This window comes from Conexibacter sp. CPCC 206217 (genome assembly GCF_030646165.1).
In the GTDB taxonomy this organism is placed as follows: Bacteria; Actinomycetota; Thermoleophilia; order Solirubrobacterales; family Solirubrobacteraceae; genus Conexibacter.
On record NZ_JAUTDO010000002.1, the window covers coordinates 205,138 to 224,200 of the forward strand.

A 19,063-nucleotide genomic window follows, 5' to 3' on the forward strand; every position below is an offset into this window, starting at 1 on the left:
GCTGGTGGCGTCTCGATTTACCCCTTTCCTCGACGACCGACGCACCAGTAGTTGGCACTGTACCAGAGCTGATCTGTCGTTGAGCACGTACCACCGATCGGCTGACCTCCTCGACAGCCGGAAGCCGCCACAGCCAGTCCAGGAGATGGCTGTGGCTTGCCTCTATCCGGTGCGCTCGCACATCCGCAGCGGTCTGGCGCTTGACAAACGTCGCTCCACCTTTCTAGTGTTTGATTTGCAAATGCGGGGATCCAATGCCTGCGTGAGGGTTGGCTAGTTCGGGGTGCCTTGAAGATCGAGACGTGGGGCGGGTTGCAACCTCGGCTGCTTGGCAGCGCCAAGGCGGTTCTTTGCGTTCGCGACAAAGCGATTTCGGCGCCTTGGGGGCCGGAGAGAGGAGTGGCATCGATGAAACTCGGAAGAGGCATCGGAGTCCTTGCAGTAGCCGCGAGCTTCAGTTGCGCCTTTGCGTTCGCCAGCTCCGCTGGCGCGGCGTTTCCCAACTTCTCGGATTGCCCGAGATCGGCGCCTGATATTCAAGCGTGCTTTGACGCCCAATCGACGACGGGCAGCCTTACGATCAAGGGATTCACCGTTCCGCTCGGGACGTCATTCGAGATCCGTGGCGGGCTGGTCCTCGATGCGACGTCGCCGACCGGCAACCGTTTCGTCCCGCCGGTCGGAAAGACCGGTGTCTTCGCCAAGCCCGTCGAAGTGCCCGGGGGGCTGCTGGGAATCGACTTCCCGATCCCAGGAAACAAGGTGACCGCGACGGCCCAGCTTGCCGGTTCGCCTTCGTCCATCCTGGTCGACCCAGGCACCCTTACGGTCAGAGTCCCGCTGAAGCTTGCGTTGACGAATCCTATTATCGGCCCCGGCTGCCAGATCGGCTCAAATAGCAGCCCCGTGACATTGACGCTCATCGTCGGCACTACGAGACCGCCGCTTCCGAACAGACCGATCTCCGGTAGACCGGGGACGTTCGACTTCAGCAACCCCAGCTACGTTGCAGTTCTCGACAACACCAGTGTGGACAACTCATTCTCGGTGCCGGGCGCATCTGGATGCGGCATTGGGCTTGGCCTCATCAACGCGCTGGTGAACGCGAAGCTCAGACTCCCATCCGCCGGTGGCAACAACACGATCATCGTGACCAATAACATCGGGATCGGCGGTCTCACCAACTAGCCGATCGCCGCGTCCGCCTCGGAGGGTCGACTGCTCAGACGTCCCATATGTCTGGCGGCATGTTCGCTCCGCTTCGATGAGGACGGCACGGTGGCCGCGAGAGAATAGATCTCGCGGCCACTCGGCGTTCAAGCCCCGACTCTGTGTCCTCAACGCTTGCGATTGATCAGTTCGAGCATCAGTTGCTCCCACTGTGTGACGTTCTGGCCGATCGTCTGAGTGGCACCCCATCTCCCGGCACGACGAGCCATCCTCCGGCGTTCACCGCGCCTGCGCACGATCCGCTCCAGCGCTCCGGGCCACATACTGTCAGGCACCAGACGCCCTCCCTCCCGCCGGCCCATCGCAGCATAGGGACCTATCGGCGACGCGAGCCATGGAATCCCGAGCCCCGCGTACTCTTTGAGCTTAAGATTCGATCGTGCCAGATTGAACGGTATGTCGATGAGCGGGGCCAAGCCCACGTCAAACTCGGCCACTGCTGGAGCCAGATCGCCGACCACGTACCCGACTGTGTGCGTGTACCGCTCGTGGCGGATTGGAAGACGCACACCAACTGTCCGCACCTCAACGTGTCGATGGGCCACTAAGAGGCTGCCCAGAGCGGCCGCGATGGGGATCTGGTCAGAGTCCAGATGGTGCTCGAGACCGGCAACCCAGCCGATCACCAATCGATCGTGCCGCTCTCCTCGGCGCAGGAACATGACGTCATCACGCAGATAGTTCTCGATGACACGGACATCGCGCACGCCGGAGTGCCGGAACATGTCAGCGAGTCGAGAACTAGGAGTGGTAACTACATCCGCCTCCAGAGCCATTTTACGTTGGGCGGCGATCACGCGTCTGCCGGTGAGACCTCGAAAACGTCGAGACCCAACGTTCGTCTCGGGCAACGAGCCGAGGTCGTCGTCGTTGTCCCATATCACCGGCATCCCGGTTCGTCTCGCGTACTGCATGATCGCCCTCGCCCGTTCATCATGCTGGCGATGAATGTGGACGATGTCACAACCGTGGACCGCTGCGACACGCGAGGCGGGATCACCTGCAGCCACAAGCCGCACGTTATGGCCGAGTGCAGCCAGCGCTTGCATCGGATAGATCGCGCGATACCAACCGTTGGCGCTTGCATCGTCGGCAAGGAACGCGATATTCATTGTCTTCCGGTTGCCCCTGGGCGTAGCAGTCGCAGAACTAGAACATCGTACCACGTACCGTCGGTATAATTCAATACTTTGCGAATGCGACCACGTGATTCGAAGCCATCGGTCCAAGCAGCAGAGCGGGTCGACACTGTTTTGCTAGAATATGGTCACGTTGGATCTTGGTTATCGATCTAGGAGTGGAGATCCCCACGAGGGTCCACCATGCACAAACCCGCATGCCTCACGTCACCTTTGGAGATTCAAGTGGCACGATTCGCGCGAAGGCCTTGGCTGACGATCGCTGGACTGCTCCTGCTGTCAGTCGGGTCGAAAGCTGCGTCGCCAGTAGCGGAGTCTGCATTAACACGATCTCAACTGTCGCGAGACAAACGAATCCCTCATTCTTCATCCTAAGAGCAGATGATAAACGGGCGGTTCTCACCTATAGATCGCTCACCATCACCGCAGGGATAGGTGCCGCCGGCGCCGTCGCGACACCTAGAGGAAACATTTTCTTCACCAACCGCCTCTTAAACGGTGTCGTTGCGACAGTCACCCAGGCCGCAGCTTGATCTGGATTCATCTCTTCACTACTATCCACTGACAGTAGACTCTATACAGGATTCCTACTCAGTGTCACGATTCCGGTGGGTGGTCTGACCGGGGAGGCAAGGCTTCTGCCGTGCGCGTTCACGCTCAGTGGCGCGACGGGGCGCTAATGCCGGTGAACGCACCCGACCGGCTTACCCTTGGGCACCCTATCGACCATCCCCAGCATAACATGCAGCGGATGCGCTTCTGTTCGCATTTCCATTGGCGAGTCTGTAAACTGCGACTGCATCGAAGCTGTCGGAGAGCGGCGAGGTTGCGGCTGCCATCTATTGACACGGACGAGAGGGGATCTACCTCGATGCGTATCGGTTTCGTCACCAATCCGCATGCGGTTAATTCGAACTATCGTGCGTACCAGCCGATGGACGAACTTGAGCGCCGCGGGCACTCCGTTTATCACAATCGCTCGGATACACTCCGATACGATATTTCAGCACTGCGACAGTGCGACGTCGTTCTTATCCATCGGTACACCGATCAGGTCACGCAAAGAGCGATCCAGCAGTTGCGCAGGGCAGGCGTGGGCCTCGTGTGGGACAACGACGACGACCTCACAAATGTTCCTAAGAGCCATCCGCACTATGGCCTTTTCGGCGGTCTGAATAGACAGCGCATCGTCGCCGAGCTTGCAAGGACCGTGAGCTTCGCCGACATCGTGACGACGCCCAGCGAGGTCCTCGCGTCGCAGTACCGCGCCATCGGCGCAGTTGAGGTCCGTGTGATCGAGAACTACATTCCGGCAGAGTTCGCGCGTTTAGGGCCTATTCGCCACGAGGGCATAGTGGTTGTCTGCCTCGCGGGTCTTGAACACCAGATCGACTATCAGACGTTGAGGCTCCGCGAAGTGCTCCAACGCCTGCTCGACGAACACTCGGATCTGGGTGTGTTGAATCTCGGGCTTGGGCTCGGACTGCCGAGCAACCGCAGCGTGCATCGCCCGCTGTTGGGATTCTTGGACCTGGTTCCCAACATGGTGCGCGCCGATATCGGCATCGCCCCTAACATCGACATCCCATGGAACCAAGCGCGCTCCAACGTGAAGCTGAAGGAGTATGGTGCGGCGGGCCTCGCATGGCTCGCGTCGCCGATCGGCGCATATCCCCCGTTGGGGGAGGGTGAGGGCGGCCGGCTCGTCGCTGACGACGACTGGTATCGGGCGCTCAACCGACTCATTGTCGACTCCCGGGACCGACGCAAGCTCGCTAAGCGCGCGCTGAAGTGGGCGCGAGCGCAGACGATCCAGCGCCACGTAGGTCTCTGGGAGCAGGTGTTCGCCGATGCAGCGGAGCGCGCTCGCGCCCGCCGCATGGGCCAGCGATACAGCCGTGTCTCAAGCGCCTAGCTGTGGCTCATGGACCACCATTGTCTGCTCGAAGGAGAGGGAGGGATTCGAACCCTCGTCGGACGCATAACGCCCGAAACGGTTTTCGAGACCGCCGCATTCAACCGCTCTGCCACCTCTCCGGGTGGAGCGGAAAGGGTAGCGAAATCGTGCGCGAGGTGGCGCGTCGCGTGCACCGCTGGCGGGCAGCGCCCCGGCGGTCGTCGTTCCCACGAGCAGCCCCGTCGGCAACGCCGACGCGCCGCCGCTTCAAGCCCCCGCTACCGCCGCCTCGCGAAGAACGCCCGCAGTTGCGCGGCGCACTCATCCGCCAGCAGCCCGCCCGCAACCTCAGGCCGATGGTTCAGCCGCGGCTCGGCCAGCACGTCCAGCACGCTGCCCGCCGCACCCGCCTTCGGGTCCCACGTCCCGAACACCACGCGCGGCACGCGCGACAACACGATCGCGCCGGCGCACATCGCACACGGCTCCAACGTCACGTAGAGGACGGCATCGAGAACGCGCCAACTGCCAAGGCGGGCAGCCGCCTCACGCAACGCGATCGCCTCGGCGTGCGCCGTGGGGTCCTGGCGCAGCTCGCGCTCGTTGTGGCCGGTGCCGATCACCTCGCCGTCGTGGACCACGATCGCGCCCACGGGGACGTCGTCGTGCTCCACGGCACGGTCGGCCTCGCGCATGGCGAGGCGCATGAAGAACTCGTCGCGGGGGAAGAAGCGGTCGGTCATGGCGGTCGGTGCGCCGACCACGGCGCAGGAATCGGGCGTTATGGGGAAACTTTCCGCTACCGATGATGTCTTAAGGAACGTGCGGGAAGCTTTCCGCAGCAGCTCCGGCCTGGCTTCCCTTTGATCCCCGTCACCGTTTCCGCCCGCAAGCGCGGCCTCCCCCTCCCCGGTCATCGCCGGATCGCCGCGCTGCTCGCCGCCGGGGCGTGCGCGCTGGCTGGCGTCGGCGTCGCTGCACCCATGGCCGCCGCCTCCAACGGAGGCGCCCCGGCCTACGTCCCCGGCGAGGTCGTCGTCGGCTACCACGCCCACGTCGACGCCGAAGCTCAGGCGTCCACCGCTCGCGCGGTCGGCGCCGCTGCGCCAGGGGCGAACACACGCGTCCTCCACGTCCCCGTCGGAAGAGTCCGCGCGACGATCGCGAAGCTGCGCCGCCAGCCAGGGGTCGCCTACGCCGCGCCCAACCCGATCGCCCACATCAGCGGCGGACCGAGCGGCGGCGCGACCGCCGGAGCCGGGGCGACCAAGACGAGCGCCAGCGCCCCGTCCGGCTCTCCCACCGGCAGCGCCTGGAGCAAGGAAGCCCGCACGAGCATCCTCCCGCTCCCCGATGACCCCGGCATCAAGAACTACCCCGGCGGTCTCGCCGCGGTGCAGTGGAACTTCTTCGGACCCAGAGGCGTCGGCGCGCTGGAGGCGTGGACGAACGCGATCGTCGCCGGCGCCGAGGGCGGGCGCGGCGTCCGCATCGCAGTGCTCGACACCGGCGTCGCCTACCGCGACCTCGGGCGCTTCAAGAAGTCGCCCGACTTCGCCAACACGAAGTTCGTCGCCCCGTACGACTTCGTCGAGAACCGGAGAGAGGCCGTCGACCGCAACGGGCACGGCACGCACGTCGCCGGCACGATCGCCGAGGCAACCAACAACCGCATCGGCGTCTCCGGACTCGCGTACGGCGCGACCGTGATGCCCGTGCGCGTGCTCGACTCGCAGGGCTACGGCGACGCGGCGACGATCGCGAAGGGGATCCGCTACGCCGCGCGGCACAACGCCAAGGTCATCAACATGAGCCTCGAGTTCTCCACGAGCGTGCGCTCCTCCGAGATACCGGACATCATGTCGGCGATCCGCTACGCGAACGAGCTCGGCGCCGTCGTCGTCGGCAGCACCGGCAACGAGGGCGAGGCGCAGGTCGCCTACCCCGCCCGCGCGGCACTCGTCGTCTCCGTCGGCGCGACGACCGACCAGGGCTGCCTGGCGAGCTTCTCCAACGACGGCATCGGGCTCGACATCGTCGCCCCGGGCGGCGGCGACAACGCCACGCTCAGCGAGGACCCGAACTGCCAGCCCAACCGCGCCGGGCACGACATCTTCCAGATGACCTACGCCGGCTCCGTGGGACGCTTCGGGCTCCCCTCCGGCTACGACGGCACCTCGATGGCCGCCCCGCACGTCTCGGCCGCCGCGGCGCTCGTGATCGCCACGAAGGTGATCGGGCCGAACCCGACGCCCGCGCAGGTCGAATGCCGCCTGAAGGCGACCGCCACGCAGCTCGGGATCGCCAGCCCCAACCGCATCTACGGCTGGGGGCTCGTCAACGCCGGCGCCGCGACATCACCGGCGATCGCATCGCCGAGCTGCCTCTCGCGCAGCTCCAGCGTGAACCCCTCCGGGCCCACCGGGACCACGCCTCCCGCCGCGGGCTGAGCGCAGCCGCAGCGCCCACGCGCCAGCTCGTCGCCAGCCCCCACACCCCCGATCGCTGCAAAGTCTGCCGATCGGACCGCTCCAATCGTCAGCATCGGAACATCGATGCTCCATCGGGGTTGACTCGCGGGTCAGCGACTGAATAGGTTCTGGGTACGGCCGCGTGTCCGAGGGGGAAGGCGCGCCGGGATGCCGGGCAGTGGGCGGTGCACAGGGGGTCGATGCGAGGGGGCATCGTAGTGCGCCGTCCACCGCCCTGGCATCTGCCGTACGCAACGGCCGACCGCGCGGCCCGGCCCCTGCCGTGCGTGGCCTCGGCCGACACGACCTGCCCGCCGCCGCGCGGCTCGACCCGTCGCGTCCGCGACCCCGCCCCTCCTACGTCGTGCGAATGATCAGCACGGAGCAGGGCGCGTTGTGCGAGATCTTGTTCGGCACCGAGCCGAGCAGGAAGCGCTTGGCGCCGGTCATGCCCTTGTTGCCGACCACGATCAGGTCGCTGCCCTGTTCCTCGGCGACGTCGAGGATCGAGTCCGCCGGGTCGCCCTGGCGGGCGAACGTGCGGACAGTCGTCACGCCCGCCTCGGAGGCCTGCTCGGCAGCCTCCTGCAGCGTCGCGTCGACGTCCTCGCGCGGGCTGATCGACCACTGCATGTCCTTCGGCGCCTCGTTCGCCTCGTCGCGCAGGCGCTGGGCGGAGACCGGCTCGTACGCGCTCACTATCTCGAGCGCAGCACCGGCGATGCGAGCCAGTTCGATCGCCTGTCTGACGGCCTCCTGGGCCGTTTCAGAGCCATCGGTTCCCACGACGATCGAGCCGAACACGCGCCTTTCTCCCTTTCCGATCAGCGGACGCGGCGCATCATAGCCCTGCGGGGAGGCGCTCCGAGCCGGCTCCCCGCTGCGGCGGGGCAGCCCCGTCGCGGCGGGCCGCCGCAACGGCCCTCAGATCAGTCTGGTGATCGCGATCACGATTCCGGCGATCACGAGGATCACGATCCCGATCTGCATCCAGATCCACGTCGGCGACATCGCTGCAGCCTATCGGTCGACGCCGAGCCAGCCGTCGACCTGCGCGCACCAACCGTCCTGCACACGCTCGAGCGACCAGCCCAGATCCTCGCGCAGGTGCAGGTACAGCCGCGCGTCGAGCGCCGCCATCAGCGACAGCACCGCGTACTCGACGTCGATCTGCGGCGCGGCCTCGCGCAGCAGGATCCCCAGGTGCATGCGGTAGAAGCCGTCGGGGCCGCCCATTCCCGGCCCCTTGCCGGCGGCCGCGAGCCAGACGGCGTGCCCTTCCAGCAGCTGCAGCTGACCGCGCCCCCACGCATGCAGCCGCTCGCGCGGCGGCGCGCCCGGGCCCAGGGGCGGCGCGCCGCGCAGCATCTCGTCCTGGAAGCCGCGCGTCTCCTCGCTCAGCAGCTCCTCCGTCAGCCCGGCGCGGTCGCCGAAGCGGCGGTACATCGTCCCCATCCCGACGCACGCCTCTCTCGCGACGTCCTGCATCGAGACGTGGTCGGCGCCGCGCTCCTGGAACAGGCGCGCGGCAACCGTCAGGATTCTGCGGCGGTTCGAGGCCGCGTCGGCGCGCTCGGTGGCGGCCGTCGGCCGCTCGACGAGAGGGAGCTCTTGCATGCAGCTCCCATCATGCCTTCTGCAGGACCTGCACGTCGTCGACCAGTTCGCGCACGACACCCGCCAATGCGGCGATCTGATCCGCGTCGGAGAGCGTGCCGTCCTCACCGAACGCGTCGTGAGCGAGCCCGATCGGCAGCTCGCGGTCGAGCACTCTGGCGCCGATGTGAGCCGTCACTCTGCGCACCTCGGCCTGCGCCCAGACGGCGCCGAACAGCCCCGTCGAGGCACCGACGACCGCGACCGGCTTGCCGCGCAGCGGATGCGTCTCGAACGGGCGCGAGATCCAGTCGAGCGCGTTCTTCAGCACGCCCGGCATCCCGGCGTTGTACTCCGGCGTCGAGATCAGGACCGCGTCGGCGTCGGCGATCGCGTCGCGCAGCTCCTGCACGGCGGCGGGCACGGGCCCCGCCTCGAGGTCCTCGTCGAAGTGGGGCAGCTCGGACAGCCGGTCCCACAGCTCGAGCTCGACCCCGGACGGCAGCGTCGCGGCCGCCGCCCGGAGCAGCTTGCGGTTGTGGGAGTCCCGGCGCACGCTGCCTGCGATGCCAAGGACTCGCATCGTCAGGCCTCCGCGGGAGCGCTCGGGGCGATCAGGCCGAGCTCGATCGTCAGCTTGACGTCGTTGGCGAGCGCCTTGCCGCCGGTCGGAAGGTCGGCGTTCCAGTTGATGCCGTACTCGGTGCGGTCGATCGTCGCCTCCAGTTGCAGCGCCGCCTTGCGGGTGCCGAACAGCTCGGCCTCCGGCGACCAGCTACCGGTCGCGGTGACGGTCTTCGTGACGCCCTTGATCGTCAGCTCGCCCGTGACCGTGGCGGTGCCGTCGTCGGCGAGCGCAACGTCCTCAGAGCGGTACGTGACCGTCGGGTACGTCGCAGCGTCGAAGAAGTCCTCTGCAAGCACGTGCTGGCGGAACTGCTCCGGCGTGCGGATCGAGATCGACTCGATCTGCGCCGTGCCGTCGAGGCGCGCCGTGCCGCCGTCGACCGTCAGCGTCGCATCGACGTCGTCGAGGGTGCCCTTGAAGGTCGTGACGCCCATGTACTTGACGGCGAAGCCGAACGTCGAGTGGGTCGTGTCGACGGTGTAGACGCCGTTCAGGGGTTGGACTGCAGTGGCCATTTCGAACACCTCGTGAAGGAGAAAGAGAAGCGGAGTGGATTCCGCTTCAGCAGGCTAGCACGAGCGGAACGCATTCCGCTTAGATGTTCGTAATGCGTCTAACTACGTTGCGCCACCTATGGTCGCGGCAGCTTCACCACCGTCACGAAGAACTCGTCGATCTGGCGCACGACCTCGATGAAGCGGTCGAAGTCGACCGGCTTCGTGACGTACGCGTTGGCGTGCAGCCTGTAGCTGCGCAGCACGTCCTCCTCCGCCTGCGAAGTCGTCAGCACGACGACGGGGATCGTCGACAGCCTGTCGTCGCCCTTGATCTCGGCCAGCACCTCGCGCCCGTCCTTGCGCGGCAGGTTCAGGTCAAGCAGCACGAGGTCGGGCCGCGGCGCGTCGGCGTACTCGCCCTCCCTGCGCAGGTACTGCATCGCCTCGACGCCGTCCTTCACGCACGCGAGCGTGTTGCGGACCTTGTTGTCCTCGAACGCCTCGCGGATCATCAGCGTGTCGCCGGGATCGTCCTCGACCAGCAGGACGTCGATCGGTTCCATGATCTGTGGTGTGCTCATTCACGCTCCTGAAGGACGGGCAGGGTGAAGCGGAAGGTGGTGCCCTGTCTCGACTCGGTGTCGAGCCATATCCTCCCGCCGTGGTACTCGACGATCTTGCGGCACATCGCGAGGCCGATGCCGGTGCCGGCGTAGACGTCCTTCGCGTGCAGCCGCTGGAAGATCATGAAGATGCGCTCCGCGTAGTCGGGCTCGATCCCGATCCCGTCGTCGGTGACGGTGAACTGCCACTCGTCGCCGACGCGCTCGACCGCGACGTCTATCTGCGGCGGCCCCTCGCCGTGGAACTTCAGCGCGTTGCCGATCAGGTTCTGGAAGACGCCGGCCAGCAGCGACGCCTCGCCGCGAACGCGCGGCAGGTCGCCGTGCACCGCGATCCGCGCGCCGCTCTCCTCGATCGACGCGCCAAGGGCCGTGAGCGCCTGCTGCAGCACCGCGTCGGTCTCGACGACCGATTGCTCGGCGCCGAAGCGCCCGACGCGTGAGAACGCGAGCAGGTCGTTGATCAGCTGCTGCATCCGCTTCGCGCCGTCGACGGCGAAGTCGATGTACTGGTCGGCGCGCTCGTCGAGCTGGCCTCTGTAGCGCTTCTCCAGCAGCTGGCAGAAGCTGGCGACCTTGCGCAGCGGCTCCTGCAGGTCGTGCGAGGCGACGTAGGCGAACTGCTCCAGCTCGGCGTTGGAGCGCTGCAATTCGCGCGCCTGGTCGTCGAGCTGCTCGTGCGCCTCCTTGATCGCCGACAGCTCCGCGACGATCCGGCGGCGCATCACGTCGACGTCGTCGGCCAGCTCGACGACGTCGCGCGGTCCCTCGCCGACGATCGCGTGGTCGAAGTCGCCGCGCGCGGTCCGCCGCACGCGCCGCCCGACGCCGCGCAGCGGCCGGCTGACGGTCCGGCGCAGCGCCAGCACGACGCCGATGATCCCGATCACGATCAGCAGCGCGACCGCGGCGAACGTGAACGTGAGGAAGCGGGCTGCGTCGGCGAGGTCGGTGCGGCCCGCGTCGCGCACCTCGATCATCTCCGCCTGCTCGACGTCGAGCGCGTTGCGGACGTCGTCGAAGAGGTTGCGGCCCAGCTCCGGATCGGGCTTGCCCGCGGCGCCCGGTCCGTCGGCGGCGACCGCTCTGATCGTCGGCTGCGCGTACTCGCGCTGCCAGCGGTCGACGCGCCGCTCGATCTCGGCGATGTCGGAGCGGATCCCCTCGTGCTCCTCGATCGTCGTGACCGCGTGCAGCTGTCTCAGCGCCGTCGTCGCCTGCTGGCGGCCGGTCGCGTACGGGCCGAGGAACGTGTCCTGCCCGGCGAGCGCATAGCCGCGCACGCCCGTCTCCTGGTTGATCAGCGCGTTGGACAGCTGCAGCGAGGCGGTCAGCGCCGGGCCGTTGCGCGCGACGACGAGGTCGCGCGCGTCGTTGAGCCGGACGATCGCGAGCACGCCGAGCGCGAGCCCGACGGCGGTCACGAACGCCATCGCGATCGCCGCCCAGGTGAACCACTGGCTGACGGTCAGACGGCTGACGAGCGGCGGGCGCGGTTGCGTGCGCTCCCACTCGCGCTCGGCGCGGCGCGCTTGCTCGCCGGCGCTCACGTCGCCGAGCGGCGGGCTGTCACCAGCACCATCGCGAGATCGTCGGTCAACTCGCCACCGTGCAGTGTCTCCACCTCCGCGACCAGCTCGTCGAGCATCGGCGCGGGATCCTCGCCCCCTGGCACGCGTGAGAGGCCGCCGCGCTCCAGCAGCTCGACCAGCCGCTCCGGCCCCAGCCGCTCCGCGCCGCGGCCGATTCGGCCCTCGATCAGCCCGTCGGTGTAGAGCAGCAGCGTCCAGTCGCCGCTGAACTCGACCGCGTTGCCGAGCCAGCCACCCGGGTCGACGAAGCCCAGCGGCGGGCTGACCTGCTCGACGTCGAGCAGGCGCACGCCGCGTGCGTCGGCGAGCACCGGCGGCGGGTGACCGGCGAGGAAGATCCGGCCGCTGGCGCGGTCCGGCGCCGCGACCAGCACGCACAGCGTCGCGAACATGTCGGGCGCATGGCGCTCGTGCACGAGCATCTCCTGCAGCCGCGCCAGCGCGACCTCCGGCGACTGGCGCGCGAGCGTCAGCGTGCGCCACGCGATCCGCAGGCAGGCGCCGAGCGCCGCCTCGTCGGGACCGTGGCCGCTGACGTCGCCGATCAGCACGTGCAGCGTGCCGTCGTCGAGCTCGATCGCGTCGTAGAAGTCGCCGCCCAGCAGCGCGCGGCGGCGGCCGGGGCGGTAGCCGGTCGAGAGCGCGATCCGCTTGTCGCTGAGGATCGCGGTCGGCAGCAAGCCGCGCTCCAGGCGCGCGTTCTCGCGTGCCTCCAGCCGCGCCTCCAGCAGCTCCTGCTGCGAGCGTTCGAGCCTGCGCCGCTCGATCGCATAGCGGATCGCGCGCGCGAGCATCGAGCCGTCGACGCCGCTCTTGGAGAGGTAGTCCTGCGCGCCCGTCGAGAGCGCCTCGATGCCGCGGTGCTCGTCGTCGTGGCCGGTCAGCACGACGATCGCGGCGTCGGGCGCGGCGCGCCGCAGCCGCTCGACGGGCTCCAGCCCGATCGCGTCCGGCAGCCCGAGGTCCAGCAGCAGGCAGTCCAGGCCACCGGGCAGCAGCTCCTCCGCCTCCCGCACGGTGCCGACGTGGACGACCTGCAGGTGCGGCGCCGCGTCCGCGAGCAGCTCCTGCACGAGCACGGCGTCGCCGAGGTCGTCCTCCACCAACAGCAGCTGGAGTGGGAACGTCGCCGGCATCGTCGCGGCCGCGTCGACGCCGGCGCGCACGCCGGGTCCCCTCGTCTCGTCGTTCACGCGCGTCGTCCCGCGCCGCAATCCATCCCCGCCCGCGAGCGCATCTGCATCGATTCCGGTCGGGCTGGGGACGTCGCGGCTCAGTCCTCTTCTTCCTCGAAGAGCTGCGCGAGCAGGTCCGGGAGGACGCCGAAGAACGACTCCTCCAGCTCCTCGGGCAGCTCGACGGTGACCGACTCGAAGTGGCTGTGGTCGTCGTGCACGCGCACGTGCGATCTGACCGACGCGCCCGCGAGCACGAAGAACGGCAGGAGGCTGAAGTAGTCGAGCCCTTCGAAGTCGTCGCGGTCGAGTCCCGTCTCTTCCAACAGGGCCCAGAGGCGATCGTCGTACTGCGACTCTCCGATGGCGATACGCGCGAGTTGCGTCATGCGCGGATTGTGTCAGGCCGACGGCGGGGGTGGGAGAATGGGGCGATGAGCAGACTGCGGGGAACTGTCTGGATCGCCGAGCAGGACGCGTTCGACGACCCCAACGGCGGGACGATCTGGACCGCGCGCTTCGAAGCGCACCACGACACCGGCAGAGGCATGGGCGAGGAGTTGCTCGATGCCGGCGCCGACGAAGCGATCGCCTGGGGCCGCGCCCGCGCGCCGCTGGTCTGGATCCGGCTGGCCGACAGCGACTACTTCGCCGCCGGCACCGACCACGAGCCGTGGGCGACGCCGTGGGACGCGAGCGCGCCGGCGCCGGTGCGACGGCGGCCGCCGGGCGAGCAGTGGCGCGACCGCCCGGAGGACGCCGACAGGATCGCCTGGTCGGTCCAGGTCGACCTCTCGCCGCCCTACGTGGAGCCGCGCCCGGACTGGGACGCCGAGGTCGCGCACATGGCGGCGCGCGGCGGCGCGAGCGGCTGGAGGGCGCGCGAGCTGGGGCCGGCCGGGGCCGGCACGGTCGACGACGGCAACTCCGGCGACGGCGCCTGGTTCGGCGGTGCCGAGGACGTCTCCGACAGGGCGATGCTGATCCCCGACGCGGACGCGGACGCGGACGGCGCCGACGACGGCCCCTTCGACGCGACCACCTACCGGCTCGACTTCGAGCTGACCGCCGCCACCGCCGTCCACGCGATGGAGTACGGCCTCGACCGCTGCCTCGTCCCCCACGGCTGGTCGGCGATCGCCTGGGCCCGCCCGCTGCAGCCCGCGCAGCCCGCCTGAGCCCTGAAACGACGAGCGCCCCGCGGTGAGCGGGGCGCTGGTCGAAGAAGCATGGGCGGAGCAGGATTCGAACCTGCGTAGGCAGAGCCAACGGGTTTACAGCCCGTCTCCTTTAACCACTCGGACATCCGCCCCGGGAGCGATTAGGCCGGCGAAGTGTAGCGAGGTGCGCGCGGCGCCGCCGCCTCGAGCGAGGCGGCGGCAGGCGGCGGCGGATCGACGCGTCTAGGACGCGTCGCGCAGGCGCTGTGCCTCGGGCAGCGCCTCGAGCTTCTTCAGCGTGTGGTTCTCGATCTGGCGGATCCGCTCGCGCGTCACGTTGAACGCGCGACCGACCTCCTCCAGCGTGCGCGGACGACCTCCCCCGAGGCCGAAGCGCATCTCGATCACCTCGCGCTCACGCTGCGGCAGCGCGGCCAGCGCTCGCCTCACGTTGTCACGACGGAGGTTCTCCGATGCCAGCTCGAACGGGGACTCCGCCGTCTGGTCCTCGACGAAGTCGCCGAGCTCGGACTCCTCCTCCTCGCCGATCGGCTTCTCGAGCGAGACCGGCTGCTGGGCCATCCGCAGGATGTCCCGAACCTCTCTCACGGTGCACTCGAGCTCCGCTGCGATCTCCTCCGGCGAGGGCTCACGGCCGAGCGACTGCACGAGCTGACGCTCGACGTGCACGACCTTGTTGAGCTTCTCCACCATGTGGACCGGGATCCGTATGGTCCGGCCCTTGTCGGCGATCGCGCGCGTGACGGCCTGACGGATCCACCAGGTCGCATACGTCGAGAACTTGAAGCCGCGGCGGTGGTCGAACTTCTCGACCGCCCGGATCAGCCCGAGCGAGCCCTCCTGGATCAGGTCGAGAAACGTCAGGCCCCGGCCCAGGTAGCCCTTCGCGATCGAGACGACGAGGCGCAGGTTGGCCTCGATCATCTGCTGCTTGGCACGCATGTCGCCGCGCTCGATGCGCTGCGCCAGCGATACCTCCTGCTCGGCCGTCAACAGGTTGACTCTGCCGATCGAGCGCAGGTACAGCCGCAGCGAGTCGAGGCTCGGCTCGACCGTCAGGTCGATCTCCGGCCGCTTCGCCGATGCGCCGCCGCGACGGGTGTCCGGCCGTTCCCCCTCCGCAGCGCCAGCTGTAGAGACGGCGGGCTTCCCGTCGGCCTCGACGACGTCGATGCCGTGCTCGTCCAGGTGCGCATGCAGCTCCTGCACCTGCTCCTTCGTGACCTCCACCTCCTCCAAGGTGGAGGCGATCTCCTCGAACGTCAGGTATCCGCGTTCCTGACCTTCGGCAATCAGCTGACGGAACTCTTCCATCTCCGCGATCGGAGCCTCGTCCGCCAACAGAACTGCAGCCTTCTCCCTCACGATGAGCTCGTTCCTCTTCGAGACGCGATTCGGACCCGCCGCGAAGCAGGTCCCCCTCTCCTCAATGCACCTCGTAACTGAACGCTACGTCCGCGACGACAGTCGCGATGTGGCTGAGCCATGTTTCGCTCTCCCGCCCACAAGCGTGGAGGCAGGCTTCCAGCCAGGTGCGGATTGATACCACATGATCCGCGATCTGCCCACCTTGCCACCCGATCGAGGGGGGCGAAGAACCGCCATCGCTACCCTTTCGAGGACGATGTCCGACTCCAGTACCGCCAGCATCCAGGCGCCTGACGTCCAGGCGCAGCTCCCCTCGCTCGAAGTCAGCCTCTCGCGCGTGGGCGTGACCGGCGTCGAGAAAGTCATCCGCATCAAGCAAGATGGCACGGAGCAACTCTTCTCCGCCAGACTCGAGTGCTTCGTCGACCTCGGGCCGCGTCAGAAGGGCGCGCACATGTCGCGCTTCGAGGAGGTCGTCAACGAGGCGATCGGCGAGGTGATCCTCGGCGAGGCGACGTTCCGCGCCGAGACGCTCGCGCAGCGTGTCGCCGAGCGCGTGCGCGAGCGTCAGGGCGCGCGCCTCGCGGAGGTCACGATCGCGGCGCGCTACCCGGAGCACAAGCCGGCGCCCGTCTCCGGCATCCAGACGCAGGAGATCTACACGCTGTTCGGCTCCGCCGTCGCGTCCGAGCGCGGCACGCGCCGGCTGATCGGCGTCGCCGCCGCCGGCATGACCGCCTGCCCGTGCGCGCAGGGCCTTGTGCAGGAGTCCTCGCGCGAGCGCCTGCTCGCGGACGGCTTCAGCCACGACGAGATCGAGCGGATCTTCGAGCACGTGCCCGTCGCGACGCACAACCAGCGCGGCCTCGGCACGCTCCACATCGGGCTGCCCGAGGACTGCGACGAGGACATCGCAGCGCGCGCGCTGCTCGACATCGTCGAGAGCTCGATGTCGTCGGAGATCTACGAGCTGATGAAGCGCAGCGACGAGGGCTCCGTCGTCGAGAAGGCGCACCGCCGCCCGCGCTTCGTCGAGGACTGCGTCCGCGAGATGGTGCGCGGCGTGATCGACGACTTCCCGCAACTGCCCGACGGCGCGTTCTTCTCCGCGCACCAGAAGAACCTCGAGACGATCCACCAGCACAACGTCGAAGCCGAGCGCTTCGGCCTGCTCGGCGAGATCCGCCACGAGTTGAGCAGCGGCGAGCACTCGCCGACGCACACGACGCGCCGCGCCTGGCTCGACGGCGCGGGACCGCTCGCCTAGCGGCTCCTGATCCCGCCGGGAGAACTCGCCTGGCGGCTCGTTCTCCCTCGTACCCGAGCGCCGTCGCGACCTGAGCGCCGTTGCGCCGAGCTGCGCTAGCTGGCGCGTTCGGCGCCGCTGCGGGCGGCGGCGCGCTCTTCGCGCGCGGCCTGCGCCGCCGCGCGATCGCGCGCGCCGAGCGTCTTGCGCAGCCCGAAGAAGTAGTCGGCGCCGGAGGCGACCGTGACCGCGACGGTCGCGTAGACGAGCAGGTCGACCCAGAGCGCGTGGTCGACCAGGATCAGCGCCATCACCATCGCGATCTGGAAGCAGGTCTTCAGCTTCCCGAAGAAGCTCGCGGAGATCACGACGCCCTGCGAGGTCGCCGCCATCCGCAGCGCGGTGACGGCGAACTCGCGCGCGATGATCACCATCGCGACCCACGCCTCGACGCGCCCGAGCGAGACGAGCGCGACCAGCGCCGCGATGATCAGCAGCTTGTCGGCGATCGGGTCCATCAGCTTCCCGAACGTCGTGATCGCGTTGCGCGAGCGGGCGAGGTAGCCGTCGAGCATGTCCGTCAGCGAGGCGAGCGCGAAGACGATCGCGGCCCACAGGTCGCCGTTGGGCGTCTCGCCCAGCAGCGCGACGACAAGCACCGGCACCAGCAGGATGCGCAGCACCGTCAGGACGTTGGGGACGTTGACCGGGAACATCAGCACCGGAGGCTACTGCGCCCGGGGCGAAGCTCAAGCCTTCAGCTTGCGCCCCGTGCTGAACAGCCAGCTGCTCCAGGCGATCATCACGGCCGACAGCACCGCCATCACGCCGAGCGACAGCCAGACCGGCACGTCGCTGACGCCGAGGAACCCTTCGCGGACCGCCTGGATCACGTAGAAGAGCGGGTTCACGTGCGAGATCTCGCGCCACGGCTCCGGCAGCGTGTCGACGGAGTAGAAGGTCCCGCCGAGGAACGACAGCGGCACGATCACGATGTTCTGCACGAAGCTCGCGTGGTCCCACGACTGCGCGTAGACGCCGACGATCACGCCGAGCGACGAGAACAGGATCAGCGACAGCAGCACCGCGACGATCAGCACGAGCGGGTCGTGGACCGGCACGCTCGTGACCGGCAGCGCCATCAGCACGAGCACGATCGCGATGATCAGTGCGCGCACGGCGCCGCCGAGGCTGAGGCCGAGGTTGACCTCCCAGCTCTTCATCGGCGAGGCGAGCACGTCGTTGATGTAGCGGTCGAAGCGCGCCTGGAAGACCGACGAGCTGTTGTTGGAGTAGGCCGCCTGGACCATCGCCATCGTCACCAGGCCGGGGACGATGAAGACGTCGTAGGGGATCCCGTCGACGCCGCTGATGCGGCTGCCGAGCGAGAGGCCGAAGACGAGGATGAAGAGGAACGACGAGACGACCGGCGCGGCGATCGTCTGCTGCCACAGCTTCAGCACGCGGTTGACCTCGCGGCCGCCGAGCGCGATCAGGCCGCGGTGGCGCTCGGCGAGCGAGCCGGTGGCGCCTTCGAGCTCGCCGCCGTGACGCGGGGCGCGCGGGGCCGAGGCGGAGTCGAGCATGCTCATGCCGTCGCCTCCGCGCCGGCGCCGGCGGTGGGCGCGGCCGCGCCGGACATCGCCTTGACGTACACGTCGGCGAGCGTGTCGACGCCGTAGTGCGCGCGCAGCCCGTCGGCCGAGTCGCGCGCGAGCAGTTGCCCGCCTCTGATCAGCGCGATCTCGTTGCACAGCTCCTCGGCCTCTTCGAGGTAGTGCGTCGTCAGCAGCACGGTCGTGCCCTCGCCGTGCAGGCGGCGGATGTACTGCCACAGGTCCAGCCGCAGCTCGAAGTCGACGCCGGCGGTCGGCTCGTCGAGGATCAGCATCGGCGGCTCGTGCATCAGCGCGCGGGCGATCAGCAGCCGGCGGCGCATGCCGCCCGACAGCTTCGGCGCGCGCGTCTTCGCCTTGCCGCTGAGGTCGAAGATGTCCATCATCTCGCGCGCACGGCGCTTCGCGTGCTCGCGGCTCATGCCGTAGTAGCCGCCGTGGTAGAGCAGCGTCTCCTCGACGTCGAGGAAGCGGTCGAGGTTGATGTCCTGCTCGGCGAGGCCGATCATGCGGCGCGCCTCGGCGACGCGGTGGTCGACGCCGAAGATGCGGATCTCGCCGCCGGTCGTGCGGATCAGGTTGCAGACGGCGCTGATCAGCGTCGTCTTGCCGGCGCCGTTGGGGCCGAGCAGCCCGAAGAACTCGCCGGCCGGGACAGACATGTCGAAGCCGTCGAGCGCGAGGAAGCCGTCGTCGTAGCGCTTCGTCAGGCCGCGCAGCTCGAGCGCGGGGACGGAGGTAGTTGCGTGCTGCATCACCTTCGAGGCTAGACGATCGCTCGCGAGCCGATTCCTCAGTGGATTG

General features: G+C 68.3%; 19 protein-coding genes and 2 tRNA genes. 5 read left to right on the forward strand and 16 right to left on the reverse strand.

Features of this window, described 5'->3' with window-relative positions; all coding sequences use genetic code 11:
* Positions 1-408 precede the first annotated feature (408 nt).
* Positions 409-1,188 carry a hypothetical protein gene (locus Q7L65_RS05705; RefSeq protein WP_304719331.1) on the forward strand — a complete coding sequence of 260 codons (780 nt, stop codon included), beginning with the start codon at positions 409-411 and terminating at the stop codon, positions 1,186-1,188.
* Between the two features lie 149 nt (positions 1,189-1,337).
* Here the strand turns inward: Q7L65_RS05705 and Q7L65_RS05710 are convergent, their stop codons facing one another.
* Complete coding sequence (locus tag Q7L65_RS05710; RefSeq protein ID WP_304719332.1) at positions 1,338-2,342, reverse strand: hypothetical protein; 1,005 nt, start codon at positions 2,340-2,342, stop codon at positions 1,338-1,340.
* Positions 2,343-3,240: 898 nt separating this feature from the next.
* On the opposite strand from Q7L65_RS05710, the gene Q7L65_RS05715 reads away from it, so the two are divergent.
* Positions 3,241-4,284: a hypothetical protein gene (locus Q7L65_RS05715; RefSeq protein WP_304719333.1), complete on the forward strand. Its 1,044-nt coding sequence runs from the start codon at positions 3,241-3,243 to the stop codon at positions 4,282-4,284.
* A 32-nt stretch (positions 4,285-4,316) separates the two neighbouring features.
* Here Q7L65_RS05715 and Q7L65_RS05720 read toward each other — a convergent pair.
* Both Q7L65_RS05720 and tadA read right to left on the reverse strand, forming a co-directional pair.
* Positions 4,317-4,406 (reverse strand) — tRNA-Ser (locus tag Q7L65_RS05720).
* A 138-nt stretch (positions 4,407-4,544) separates the two neighbouring features.
* Complete coding sequence (gene tadA, locus Q7L65_RS05725) at positions 4,545-5,009, reverse strand: tRNA adenosine(34) deaminase TadA (RefSeq protein WP_304719334.1); 465 nt, start codon at positions 5,007-5,009, stop codon at positions 4,545-4,547.
* A gap of 240 nt (positions 5,010-5,249) precedes the next feature.
* Between tadA and Q7L65_RS05730 the strand changes: the two genes are divergently transcribed.
* Positions 5,250-6,716 carry a S8 family serine peptidase gene (locus Q7L65_RS05730; protein WP_304719335.1) on the forward strand — a complete coding sequence of 489 codons (1,467 nt, stop codon included), beginning with the start codon at positions 5,250-5,252 and terminating at the stop codon, positions 6,714-6,716.
* A gap of 378 nt (positions 6,717-7,094) precedes the next feature.
* On the opposite strand, the gene Q7L65_RS05735 is transcribed toward Q7L65_RS05730, so the two are convergent.
* From Q7L65_RS05735 to Q7L65_RS05770, 8 genes are all read right to left on the reverse strand, one after another.
* Positions 7,095-7,541 carry a universal stress protein gene (locus tag Q7L65_RS05735; protein ID WP_304719336.1) on the reverse strand — a complete coding sequence of 149 codons (447 nt, stop codon included), beginning with the start codon at positions 7,539-7,541 and terminating at the stop codon, positions 7,095-7,097.
* 216 nt (positions 7,542-7,757) lie between these two features.
* Complete coding sequence (locus Q7L65_RS05740; RefSeq protein ID WP_304719337.1) at positions 7,758-8,354, reverse strand: TetR/AcrR family transcriptional regulator; 597 nt, start codon at positions 8,352-8,354, stop codon at positions 7,758-7,760.
* A gap of 10 nt (positions 8,355-8,364) precedes the next feature.
* Positions 8,365-8,916 carry an NADPH-dependent FMN reductase gene (locus tag Q7L65_RS05745; protein WP_304719338.1) on the reverse strand — a complete coding sequence of 184 codons (552 nt, stop codon included), beginning with the start codon at positions 8,914-8,916 and terminating at the stop codon, positions 8,365-8,367.
* Between the two features lie 2 nt (positions 8,917-8,918).
* Complete coding sequence (locus Q7L65_RS05750; protein ID WP_304719339.1) at positions 8,919-9,476, reverse strand: YceI family protein; 558 nt, start codon at positions 9,474-9,476, stop codon at positions 8,919-8,921.
* 116 nt (positions 9,477-9,592) lie between these two features.
* Entirely contained in the window at positions 9,593-10,039 is a 447-nt protein-coding gene (locus Q7L65_RS05755) for a response regulator (protein WP_304719340.1), read from the reverse strand.
* Positions 10,036-11,631 (reverse strand): ATP-binding protein, encoded by a 1,596-nt coding sequence (locus Q7L65_RS05760; RefSeq protein WP_304719341.1) that lies wholly within the window; start codon positions 11,629-11,631, stop codon positions 10,036-10,038. Before Q7L65_RS05760 ends, Q7L65_RS05755 begins: the two co-directional genes overlap by 4 nt.
* Positions 11,628-12,866: a PP2C family protein-serine/threonine phosphatase gene (locus Q7L65_RS05765; protein ID WP_304719342.1), complete on the reverse strand. Its 1,239-nt coding sequence runs from the start codon at positions 12,864-12,866 to the stop codon at positions 11,628-11,630. Before Q7L65_RS05765 ends, Q7L65_RS05760 begins: the two co-directional genes overlap by 4 nt.
* A gap of 80 nt (positions 12,867-12,946) precedes the next feature.
* Positions 12,947-13,237, reverse strand: a complete 291-nt coding sequence (locus tag Q7L65_RS05770; RefSeq protein WP_304719343.1) for a hypothetical protein — start codon at positions 13,235-13,237, stop codon at positions 12,947-12,949.
* A gap of 45 nt (positions 13,238-13,282) precedes the next feature.
* Between Q7L65_RS05770 and Q7L65_RS05775 the strand changes: the two genes are divergently transcribed.
* Positions 13,283-14,026, forward strand: a complete 744-nt coding sequence (locus Q7L65_RS05775) for a hypothetical protein (RefSeq protein ID WP_304719344.1) — start codon at positions 13,283-13,285, stop codon at positions 14,024-14,026.
* Between the two features lie 52 nt (positions 14,027-14,078).
* Here Q7L65_RS05775 and Q7L65_RS05780 read toward each other — a convergent pair.
* Both Q7L65_RS05780 and Q7L65_RS05785 read right to left on the reverse strand, forming a co-directional pair.
* Positions 14,079-14,160, reverse strand: a tRNA-Tyr gene (locus Q7L65_RS05780).
* Between the two features lie 91 nt (positions 14,161-14,251).
* A complete protein-coding gene (locus Q7L65_RS05785; protein WP_304719345.1) occupies positions 14,252-15,343 on the reverse strand; it encodes a sigma-70 family RNA polymerase sigma factor in 1,092 nt (363 codons plus the stop codon).
* A gap of 310 nt (positions 15,344-15,653) precedes the next feature.
* On the opposite strand from Q7L65_RS05785, the gene mptA reads away from it, so the two are divergent.
* The gene (mptA, locus tag Q7L65_RS05790) at positions 15,654-16,664 is read left to right on the forward strand and encodes a GTP cyclohydrolase MptA (RefSeq protein WP_304719346.1); all 1,011 of its coding nucleotides are present in this window, start codon (positions 15,654-15,656) and stop codon (positions 16,662-16,664) included.
* 95 nt (positions 16,665-16,759) lie between these two features.
* Here the strand turns inward: mptA and pgsA are convergent, their stop codons facing one another.
* The 3 genes from pgsA to Q7L65_RS05805 are packed head-to-tail and all read right to left on the reverse strand — an operon-like array spanning position 16,760 to position 19,014.
* Positions 16,760-17,359 (reverse strand): CDP-diacylglycerol--glycerol-3-phosphate 3-phosphatidyltransferase, encoded by a 600-nt coding sequence (gene pgsA, locus Q7L65_RS05795; protein ID WP_304719347.1) that lies wholly within the window; start codon positions 17,357-17,359, stop codon positions 16,760-16,762.
* A 33-nt stretch (positions 17,360-17,392) separates the two neighbouring features.
* Entirely contained in the window at positions 17,393-18,235 is an 843-nt protein-coding gene (locus tag Q7L65_RS05800; RefSeq protein ID WP_304719348.1) for an ABC transporter permease, read from the reverse strand.
* On the reverse strand, positions 18,232-19,014 hold the full coding sequence (locus tag Q7L65_RS05805) for an ABC transporter ATP-binding protein (RefSeq protein ID WP_304719349.1): 783 nt from the start codon (positions 19,012-19,014) through the stop codon (positions 18,232-18,234). The genes Q7L65_RS05800 and Q7L65_RS05805 overlap by 4 nt, the downstream gene beginning before the upstream one ends.
* Positions 19,015-19,063: the final 49 nt, after the last annotated feature.

Bases quoted from the DNA above. Each gene is read 5' to 3' on its own strand.
- tadA (WP_304719334.1), bottom strand. From the start codon at position 5,009: ATGACCGACCGCTTCTTCCCCCGCGACGAGTTCTTCATGCGCCTCGCC.
- Q7L65_RS05785 (WP_304719345.1), bottom strand. From the start codon at position 15,343: ATGGAAGAGTTCCGTCAGCTGATTGCCGAAGGTCAGGAACGCGGATAC.
- Q7L65_RS05755 (WP_304719340.1), bottom strand. From the start codon at position 10,039: ATGAGCACACCACAGATCATGGAACCGATCGACGTCCTGCTGGTCGAG.
- mptA (WP_304719346.1), top strand. From the start codon at position 15,654: ATGTCCGACTCCAGTACCGCCAGCATCCAGGCGCCTGACGTCCAGGCG.
- Q7L65_RS05750 (WP_304719339.1), bottom strand. From the start codon at position 9,476: ATGGCCACTGCAGTCCAACCCCTGAACGGCGTCTACACCGTCGACACG.
- Q7L65_RS05730 (WP_304719335.1), top strand. From the start codon at position 5,250: ATGGCCGCCGCCTCCAACGGAGGCGCCCCGGCCTACGTCCCCGGCGAG.
- Q7L65_RS05740 (WP_304719337.1), bottom strand. From the start codon at position 8,354: ATGCAAGAGCTCCCTCTCGTCGAGCGGCCGACGGCCGCCACCGAGCGC.
- Q7L65_RS05770 (WP_304719343.1), bottom strand. From the start codon at position 13,237: ATGACGCAACTCGCGCGTATCGCCATCGGAGAGTCGCAGTACGACGAT.
- Q7L65_RS05775 (WP_304719344.1), top strand. From the start codon at position 13,283: ATGAGCAGACTGCGGGGAACTGTCTGGATCGCCGAGCAGGACGCGTTC.
- Q7L65_RS05705 (WP_304719331.1), top strand. From the start codon at position 409: ATGAAACTCGGAAGAGGCATCGGAGTCCTTGCAGTAGCCGCGAGCTTC.
- Q7L65_RS05710 (WP_304719332.1), bottom strand. From the start codon at position 2,342: ATGAATATCGCGTTCCTTGCCGACGATGCAAGCGCCAACGGTTGGTAT.
- Q7L65_RS05805 (WP_304719349.1), bottom strand. From the start codon at position 19,014: ATGCAGCACGCAACTACCTCCGTCCCCGCGCTCGAGCTGCGCGGCCTG.
- pgsA (WP_304719347.1), bottom strand. From the start codon at position 17,359: ATGTTCCCGGTCAACGTCCCCAACGTCCTGACGGTGCTGCGCATCCTG.
- Q7L65_RS05745 (WP_304719338.1), bottom strand. From the start codon at position 8,916: ATGCGAGTCCTTGGCATCGCAGGCAGCGTGCGCCGGGACTCCCACAAC.
- Q7L65_RS05800 (WP_304719348.1), bottom strand. From the start codon at position 18,235: ATGAGCATGCTCGACTCCGCCTCGGCCCCGCGCGCCCCGCGTCACGGC.
- Q7L65_RS05715 (WP_304719333.1), top strand. From the start codon at position 3,241: ATGCGTATCGGTTTCGTCACCAATCCGCATGCGGTTAATTCGAACTAT.